At 65.9% G+C, this 9,493-nt stretch carries 6 protein-coding genes; all 6 read left to right on the top strand.

Annotation, left to right across the window (positions count from 1 at the left end):
* A partial coding sequence (locus ACESL8_RS11995; RefSeq protein WP_372919159.1) for an FAD-dependent oxidoreductase occupies positions 1-1,846 on the top strand: 1,846 nt, incomplete at its 5' end.
* A 105-nt stretch (positions 1,847-1,951) separates the two neighbouring features.
* Positions 1,952-4,975: a TonB-dependent receptor domain-containing protein gene (locus tag ACESL8_RS11990; RefSeq protein ID WP_372919157.1), complete on the top strand. Its 3,024-nt coding sequence runs from the start codon at positions 1,952-1,954 to the stop codon at positions 4,973-4,975.
* 22 nt (positions 4,976-4,997) lie between these two features.
* Positions 4,998-6,263, top strand: a complete 1,266-nt coding sequence (locus tag ACESL8_RS11985) for a NupC/NupG family nucleoside CNT transporter (protein WP_372919154.1) — start codon at positions 4,998-5,000, stop codon at positions 6,261-6,263.
* Between the two features lie 27 nt (positions 6,264-6,290).
* Positions 6,291-6,872 (top strand): CDP-alcohol phosphatidyltransferase family protein, encoded by a 582-nt coding sequence (locus ACESL8_RS11980; RefSeq protein WP_372919152.1) that lies wholly within the window; start codon positions 6,291-6,293, stop codon positions 6,870-6,872.
* On the top strand, positions 6,869-7,570 hold the full coding sequence (locus ACESL8_RS11975) for a DUF3047 domain-containing protein (RefSeq protein ID WP_372919150.1): 702 nt from the start codon (positions 6,869-6,871) through the stop codon (positions 7,568-7,570). The genes ACESL8_RS11980 and ACESL8_RS11975 overlap by 4 nt, the downstream gene beginning before the upstream one ends.
* Before the next feature lie 41 nt (positions 7,571-7,611).
* A partial coding sequence (locus tag ACESL8_RS11970; protein WP_372919148.1) for a phosphoenolpyruvate carboxylase occupies positions 7,612-9,493 on the top strand: 1,882 nt, incomplete at its 3' end.

The following is a 9,493-nucleotide window of genomic DNA, read 5'->3' as shown; positions in this document are numbered from 1 at the left end:
CTTCATGGTCTCGCGCTATCTGCTGCGCGACCTTGTGCAGGGCAAGTTCGGGGAGCGCCTTGCCGCCATCAACACCGGTGTCGAGCGCGACGGTGCCTTCTATCTGTTTTCGCTACGGCTGGTGCCGGTGTTTCCGTTCTTCGTGGTCAATCTGCTGATGGGCCTCACCCCCATTCGCACCTTCACCTACTTCTGGGTCAGCCAGATCGGCATGCTGCTTGGCACCGCTGTTTATGTGAACGCCGGCACGCAATTGGCTGGCATTTCATCATTGCGCGATATCGCGTCGCCGGGCGTGCTCGCCAGCTTTGCTGCGCTGGGCCTGCTGCCGTGGGTTGGGAAAGTGGTGATGGGCGGGCTGAAACGCCGGCGCGTGTATGCACGCTGGCCGCGCCCGCGCCGTTATGATCGCAATCTGGTGGTGATCGGCGGCGGCGCGGCGGGGCTGGTTTCGGCCTATATCGCTGCCACCGTAAAGGCCAAGGTGACGCTGGTGGAAAGCCACAAGTTGGGCGGCGACTGCCTGAACTATGGCTGCGTGCCGTCAAAGGCGCTGATAAAATCGGCACGCATCGCCCACCAGATGCGCCATGCCGATGCCTATGGCCTTGCCCCCCATGATCCGCAGTTCGATTTTCGCGCCGTGATGGCCCGCGTGCGCGCCATCATCGCCGCCATCGAACCCAACGACAGTGTGGAACGCTACACCGGACTGGGGGTGGACATGGAACTGGGCCATGCCCGCATCATCGATCCGTGGACGGTTGAAATTACCCGCCACGACGGCAGCACGCAGCGCCTGACCACTCGCAGCATCCTGATTGCCGCCGGCGCCGCGCCGCTGGTGCCGCCGCTGCCGGGGCTGACCTCCACCAACCACCTGACCAGCGACACGCTGTGGGATGGGTTTTCGGCGCTGGACGCACTGCCCGGCCGCATCATCGTGCTGGGCGGCGGGCCGATTGGCTGCGAACTGGCGCAAGCACTGGCCCGGCTGGGCGCAGCCGTGCAACAGGTGGAGATGGGCCCGCGCCTGCTGCCGCGCGAAGACGCAGATGTGGCCGCCATCGCCCATGCCGCGCTGGTTGCATCGGGCGTAGAGGTGCTCACCGGCCATGCCGCGCTGCGGGTGGAGGGAGACAACAGCCTGATCGTGGGCCAGGGCGGCCAGGAACGCGCCCTGCCCTACGACGCGCTGATCGTCGCCGTTGGCCGCAAGGCGCGGTTGACGGGCTATGGCCTCGAAGAGCTTGGCATCGAGACCGACAAGACCGTTGTCACCGACGATTATCTCGCCACGCTGTATCCCAATATCTATGCCTGCGGAGATGTGGCGGGGCCGTACCAATTCACTCACGTCGCCTCGCACCAAGCCTGGTATGCGGCGGTGAACGCGCTGTTCGGCCAGTTCCGCCGCTTCAAGGCCGATTACCGCGTCATCCCGTGGACGACCTTCCTCGATCCCGAACTCGCCCGTGTTGGCCTGTCGGAAGATGAAGCCCGGGCCAAGGGCATCGCGCACGAAGTGACGATCTACCATCTGCACGAACTCGACCGCGCCATAGCCGACAGCGCCGCCACCGGCTTCGTCAAAGTGCTCACCCCGCCGGGCAAGGACCGCATTTTGGGCGCGACCATCGTGGGCGAACATGCCGGCGAGCTGCTGGCCGAATATGTGCTGGCAATGAAGCACGGGCTGGGCCTCAATAAGGTTTTGGGCACCATCCACACCTATCCCACCATGGCCGAAGCCAACAAATTTGCGGCAGGCAACTGGAAACGCGCCCACGCGCCGCAAGGCTTGCTGCGGCTGGCGCGGCGCTATCATGCCTGGAGATTGCGATAACTTCGCCGCGGGTAACCAATTGCGCCGCAGTTGCGTATTTGCAGCGCGGCAGCCATGCAAACTGCGCTGCGCCCGTTTGGGCCGCCAGGCAATTGAGGGAATGGAATGAAGGGTTTGAACCGGGCTGCGGCTGTGTTTCTGGCGGGCATGGCGGCCTTGCACGGCCCGGCGCAGGCACAACAGGCCGGCATCCAGATTTGGGTGGTCGATGCCATCAGCGGCGCCCCAGCGGCCGATATCGACGTGATCATCGACAATCCGGGCACCGGCTTCCGCCGCGCGGAGCGCACCGACGCACAGGGCCGGGTGCGCCTTGAAGGCCTGTCCACCGGCGGCCAGTTTCGCGTCAGCACCGCGGCCAGCGCTGCCTATGACGCCGCCGCCCCGCAAGTACTGGCGCTGCGCAGCAATTTTTCCAGCAGTATCACCGTGCGGCTGGTGCCAGCGGGCCAGACCGTCACTGTCACCGGCACGCGCGCAGTGGTTGGCCTCAACGCCGTCAACGCCGAAGTGTCTGCTTCCCTGGGCCGCGAACAATTGACAGCGCTGCCAATCGAAGGCCGCGACGTGATCGGCGCGCTGGTGCGGCTACCGGGCGTGGTCGCCTCCACCGGCTTTTTCCCGGAGGCCCCGCCCGTCTCGATCAACGGCAGCAACGGGCTGGACACCAATTATCTGATCGACGGCCTCGACAATAACGAGAATTTCCTTGGCGGCATCAAGTTCCCGGTGCCGCTGGGCTTCACCCGCAGCGTCACCGTGCTCGCCAACAGCTATTCGGTTGCCTATGGCCGCACCGCCAACGGGATCGTCAACTATACAACGCCGTCGGGCAGCAACGAATTTCACGGCGAAGCCTATGCGCTGGTTCGCCCCGGCCGGCCGCTCGATGCCGCCTCGCCCTTCCCGCGCCGCGACCTGTCGGGCAATGCGGTGGGCGAAAGCTTTGAACGCGCGCAGGCCGGCTTTGCGCTGGGCGGGCCGGTCGCGCGGGACCGCACTTTTTTCTACATCAACTATGAATTCACGCGCGACCGCAACACCCAGGTGGTCGATGCGCCGCTGCTCGGCATCACCGATACGGTCACCGGCAACAACCAATTCCACCTCGCCTCACTGCGCCTCGATCACCGTCTCACCGACGATTGGACCCTCGGCGTGCGCGCCAATATCGGCCGCGTCACCATCGAACGGCCCGGCGGCGGGCTGGGCGGCGGCAATGCCGCCCTGCCATCGGCGGGTTCAAATCAGGATCGCCAATCGACACTGCTCGCCGCCACCGCCAGCTATGCCGGCGACGACTGGAGCTATGATGGCGCCGTGCAACACAGCCGGTTCAGCTGGGATTATGGCGAGGCCATCGGCGGTCCCGGCCCGCAAGTGGTGATCCGCGATCCGTCGGGGCTGACAGCCGCCGTTGTCGGCCACCCCGGCTATTTGTTCGACAGCCGCGAGCGCACCCTGCAAACCACCCACCGCCTCGGCCGCCGTGTGGGCGCGCACCGGCTGCGGCTGGGGGCGGATGTGATTCACTCCAACTTCAATCTGTTTGGCGGCGGCAACCCGGATGGAAATTTCCTTGTCGATCTGACTGCGGCGCAACTGGCAGCCCTGCGCAGCGGCCAGCACGGCTTGGCACTGACGGCAACCGACGTGCTGGCGCTTAACCCGGCCGTGGCCAATTATGCCGTCGAATTGCGTCCGCAAGCCTTTGGCACCGATCAGACGTTACTGGCGTTTTACCTTGAGGATGAGTGGCAGCTTGGCCCGCGCCTCACCGCCACGCTGGGGGTGCGCTGGGATTATGACAGCCTCACCGCAAAAGGCGGCGCAAACGGCGATTTCGATAATGTCGCCCCGCGCCTGGCGCTGAACTGGCGGCCGAATGCGCGCACCGCTGTGCGCTTCGGCGCCGGCATTTTCACCGGCAAGCTGTCTTACGCCGTCATCTCCGACGCGCTCCAGCGCAACACCACCTCCGCCGCCTTCCTCGGCCAATTGGCCCAGTTGCAAACACGAGGGATCATCCCGGCCGGCGCTAACCTGCGCGATGTCACCTTTGACGGCAATCTAACCGTCAATCCGCCGTGCGCAACTGCAGCCGCCTGCCCGGCCCCGGCGCAGGTGCAGGCGCTGCGCAGCACTGCCACGCTGGGTGAAGCGCGCATCCTGTCCCCCACCGGTTATGACAGCCCGTGGAGCCTGCAATTGAGCAGCGGTTACCAATATCAGCTCACCTCCACTCTCACGCTCAGCGTCGATGCCATCTACAGCCGCAGCCGCAATCTGGTGCGGCTGCGCGATCTCAATGCGCCGGCGCCGTTCACGCCAAACGCTGCCGCGCTCACTCCCGCTAACATCGCGCTGCTCTCGGCTGCACCCGATAACGCGGCACGCGCTGCACTGGCGCAAACACTGGGCCTGGTGCGCAGCGTCGCCGCCGCCGATGCCAGCCGCCCGGTGGCGCTGGCGGCCGGCGGGGCGCGGCAGATCACTGTTTCCCAAACGGCCGGCACATCCGAATATGCGGCGCTGATTTTGCAGGCAGTAAAAGAACGCGGGGCCGATGATTATGGCTTCCGCTTCAGCTACACCTTGTCCAGGCTGCGAAACGACACCGACGACATCAATTTCCGCGCCGCCAACAGCAATGATTTCAGCACCGAATACGGGCCATCCGCCAACGATCGCCGGCACGTGATTTCGGCGATGGGCTATGCATACCCCTTCGGCGGCCTGACACTCACCGTTGCCGGGCTTTTCCAATCCGGTCAGCCGGTCAATCTGGTGCCCGATGCGCGCATCTTCGGCACGCAGGATCTGAACGGCGACGGCGCTTCATTTGGCGAAAATTTCGTCGGCAACAGCGACCGCCATCCCGGCTCCGCCCGCAATTCGGCGCGGCTGCCATGGTCGGCCACGGTGGATATCGGCACAAGATACTTGCTGCTCAAGCGCATCGAGCTTTCGGCAGACGTATTCAACCTGTTCAACACCAACAACCGGTCAGGCTTTGCCAACGCCGCCACCACGTCAAACCAGGTGCAATTCGGCGGCGGCGCGGCGTTCGTCCAGCGTAACGCCGGCCCGCCCCGCCAGTTCCAGTTCGGCGCGGCGTATAAGTTTTAGCGCGCGCTGGGCTAGTTCTGATATGCAATCTGCCATGCAGCAGTTTCAGGGCGTAATCGGATTGGCGGCGGTGCTGCTGCTAGCCTGGGCTTTCAGCGAAGACCGTGCCAATCGGCCGGCCCTGCGCTGGCTGGCGGCTGCGCTGCTGCTGCAATTGGCGATTTCCGTGATCGTGGTGCGGGTGCCGCCGATCTGGGCTGCGGTGGGCCTGGCCAATCAAGGCGTTGCCGCCATCGAAAAGGCCAGTCTGGTCGGGTCGTCCTACATGTTCGGCTATCTCGGCGGTGCGCCCCTGCCTTTTGCCTTGCAGGCCGGCGCCAGCCCGCCGCTGATCATCGCGTTCCAGATCCTGCCGCTGATCATCGTGTTTTCGGCGCTGTCGGCGCTGCTGTGGCACTGGGGCATCCTCAAGGCGATGGTGCGCGGGCTCAGCTGGGCCTTGCGCCGAACGCTGGGCGTTTCCGGCGTGGTCGGGCTGGGCGGCGGTGCAACGCTGTTTCTTGGCGTGGTGGAATCGCCGCTGGTGCTGCGGGCGTGGTTTTCGTCCATGAGCCGGTCGGATCTGTTTGCCATCATGACAATGATCATGGCGACGATTTCAGGCGCCATCCTCGTGTTGTATGCCAGCACGCTGGGCAAGGTGATCCCCAACGCCGCCGGCCACCTGATCGTCGCGTCGCTGCTTTCGCTGCCCGCCGCGCTAGCGGTGGCGCGGCTGATGGTGCCCGGCACGCCCGACACCAGCGAACCCGCCGAACCCGATCTGGCCTATGATGGTGCCATGGATGCCGTGGTGCGCGGCGCCATGGAAGGCGTGCAACTGATGCTGGCGGTGATCGGCATCATCATCACCATTTTCGCTCTGGTAAATCTTGTCGATCAATTGCTGGCCCTGGCGCCGGCAGTGGACGGCGCGGCGCTCACACTGCGCCGCATGCTGGGCTGGCTGTGCGCGCCGCTGATGTGGGCAATCGGCGTGCCGTGGGATCAGGCGCCCGCCGCCGGCGCACTGATGGGCACCAAGGCGATCCTCAACGAATATGTCGCCTATCTCGATTTGGCCGCGCTGCCCGCCGGCACGCTCGATCCGCGCAGCCGGCTGATCGTTACCTATGCGCTGGCCGGCTTTGCCAATCTGGCCAGCATCGGCTTGCTGGTGTCCACCATCGCCAGCCTGTGCCCACAGCGCCGCGCCGAGGCGGCCGGGTTGGGGATGAAAAGCTGGATCGCCGGCAATCTGGCCACCTTGATGACCGGCGCGATGATCGGCCTGGTAACGCCTCTATGATCGATGTTTGACGCCCGCCTTCGCCCCTTGATCGATCCGCCACTAAACGCGCTGGGCCGCGTGTTGGCCAATCTGGGCGTGACGGCCAATGGCCTCACCGCCGCCGGCATCGCGCTGGGTATTGCGGCCGGCGCGGCGCTGGCCCACGGCCAGTTCGCGGCGGCGCTGGCGCTGATCATCGTCAACCGGCTGCTCGACGGGCTGGACGGCGCGGTGGCGCGGGCGACGCAGCAGACCGATTTTGGCGGCTATCTCGATATTGTCGGCGATTTCGTTTTCTATCTGGCGGTGCCGCTGGGCTTTGGCCTCGCCGATCCGGCCAATCTCAAGCCCGCGCTGGTGCTGATGGGCTGTTTTGGCCTTACCGGCATCAGCTTTCTCGCCTTTGCCGCCGTCGCCGCCAAACGCGGCCTCGAAACTACCGCGCATGGCCGCAAAAGCTTCTTCTATAACACCGGCCTGGCCGAAGGGACGGAGACGATCATCGTGTTCATCATGTGCTGCCTGTGGCCGCAGCATTTCCCCAGCATTGCGCTGGCCTATGCCGGCCTGTGCCTGCTCACCGTTGTGCAGCGCACCGCCAGCGCGTGGGCGACTTTTGGCAAATGAGTGCGCTGTTGCCCGCGCTGATCGCCGCCCAGTTGATGGCGTTTCCGGCTGAAGGCCCGGTGCCGCCGCCGTGGCGGGTGAACGCGGTTTCAAAGAAGGTTCCGCTCACCCAGTATCGCATCGTGCGCATCGATGGCGTCACCGGCGTGGAGGGCAACGCCGACGCGTCCATGGCGCTGCTGGGCCGCGAAATCAGCGCCGATCTGGCAGCCACGCCAATGCTGTGCTGGCGCTGGCGCATCGATGCGCCGGTGGCGGAGGCCAACATGATGACCAGGCAAGGCGATGATTATGCCGCGCGCGTCTATGTCGGTTTCGATATTCCCGGCAAGCAGTTGAGCATGGGCGTCAAGCTCAAGCTGGCGCTGGCGCGGCGGCTGTTTCCCGGCGCGATCCCCGATGCGGCCATCAATTATGTGTGGGATAATCGCTACCCCGTCGGCACCACCGCGCCCAACGCTTATACTGATCGTGCCCGCATGGTGGTGGCCCAAACCGGCAGCGCCAATGCCGGCCGCTGGACAGCGCAGCGCGCCGATGTGGCGCGCGATTTTGCCCGCGCCTTCCCCGGCGCCGCCGGCAAACCAACGCTGGTGGCCGTGGCTGTTGATACCGATCAGACCAAGGGCAAGGCGCGCGGCTGGTTTGCCGATCTGCATTTCGTCGGCCGCGATCAGGCCTGTCGCTTTCCAGCCTGATCGGCCTTGCCGCACCGCACAAATGCGGCAACCATGACCCGATGATCGAGCAGTATCGCCAGCGCCTCGCCGAACTCCATATCCGCACAGCGGAAACACCGCTGTTCAACCCGGTGTTCCAGCTGGGGCTGGAGATTTCGCGGACGCTGGAAACCGGGGAGGTCACGCTCGCCGGGCTGGCCGAGGCGATTGCCGAACTGGGCCGCGAAGGCTTGCAGGCACGCGCCAACCGGCTGGGCCGGCTGCTTGGCGGCCAGGACGATGCGGCCAATATCGCCGCCTTCCGCGCGCAGGTGGAGGCTTCGGCCACGGGTGATTTCGCCGCCTTCAGGGCGCGCTGGGCAACGCCGCTGCTGCATGTGGTGTTCACCGCCCACCCCACCTTCCTGCTCACCCCCGATGAATATGCGGCGGTGGCGAGGGCGGCTGTAAGCGGTGCGCCTGTCAGCATTGTGCCAGTTGAAATTCGGCCTTCGCCAAGCCTGGTGGAGGAGCATGAGGCGGTGCTGGCCGCCCTCACCCGCGCAATCGCTGCGCGTGACCGGCTGCACGGCGAAGTGCTGGCCGCGGCGGCGCGGGCCTTTCCGGATGATTGGCAAAACCTCACCCCTTGCCTGTTCCGGGTGGCGACCTGGGTTGGTTATGACATGGATGGCCGCACCGATATCGGTTGGGCGACCAGCATCGGTTTCCGCGCGCAGGAAAAGGCGGCGCGGCTGGCGCTGATGGCGAACGAAGCCGCCACGCTGGGCGAAACGGCGCTGGGCGATCGGTTGGCGCGTGCCGGTGCCCATGCCCACCGCCAGGCGACACTGTTGGCCGGCAACACCGAAGACGCCGCGGCGCTGTCGGTCATCGCCAACCAGATCAGCGCCCCGCACGCCGATGCGCTGACCAGCCTTGCGGACGCCATCGCCGCCTTGCGCGCCGCCGCCGCCAGCCTGCCCGCCGATCAGGCCATGCCGCGCCTGGTGCTGGCCGGCGCCATGGCCACCGATGGGCTGGGCATGGGCTGGGTTCATTTCCGGGTGAACGCGGCGCAATTGCACAATGCCATCCGCCGCCGCATCGATCCCGATGGCACGCTCGACATGACCGGCGGCCAGGCGCTGCTCCGCCTGCGCGGTTTGCTGGAAACGGTGCAGCCGCTGCGCTCCAACTTCGCAGCGCTGGCGGTAGAAAGCACCACCGCCGTGCGCCAGTTCCTCGCCATGGCGGCGATCCTCAAGCATATCGATGCCGACACGCCGATCCGCCTGCTGATCGCCGAGTGCGAACAGCCCACCACCGTGCTGGCGGCGCTGTATTTCGCCCGGCTGTTCGGCATATCCGACAAGGTGGATGTGTCGCCGCTATTCGAGACGGAAACCGCGCTGGAGCACGGCGGCCGTTTTCTGGATGCGCTGCTGGCCGAGCCGGCGTATCGCGATCACGCCCGCCGCCGCGGCCGGGTCGCCATCCAGACCGGCTTTTCCGATGCCGGGCGCTTTGTGGGCCAAGTGCCGGCAGCGCTCGCCATCGAGCGGCTGCAGGGCCGGCTGGCACGCGCCATGACGGCCAATGGACTGGCAGACGTCGCCGCGCTGATCTTCAACACCCACGGCGAATCGATGGGCCGCGGCGCCCACCCGGCCAGTTTCACCGATCGGCTGGCCTGGCCACTGAGCCCCTGGTCGCGGGCGCAATTCGAGCAAGCCGGCATCCGTGTCGAGGCCGAAGCCAGCTTCCAGGGCGGCGATGGTTTCCTGTTTTTCGGCAACGATGCGCTGGCGCTGGCGACGCTGGCCCGCATCGCCGAACTCACGCCCGGGCTGGCGCACGGCGGCGATGATGATCCCTTCTACACCCGCACCGATCTCAGCCTCGATTTCTACCGCATGATCCGCCGCCATCAACGCGCGCTGTTTGAAGCCCGGCCCTATG

This window comes from Sandarakinorhabdus sp. (assembly GCF_041689835.1).
GTDB lineage: Bacteria > Pseudomonadota > Alphaproteobacteria > Sphingomonadales > Sphingomonadaceae > Sandarakinorhabdus.
This window is presented reverse-complemented; position numbering and strand designations above follow the sequence as displayed.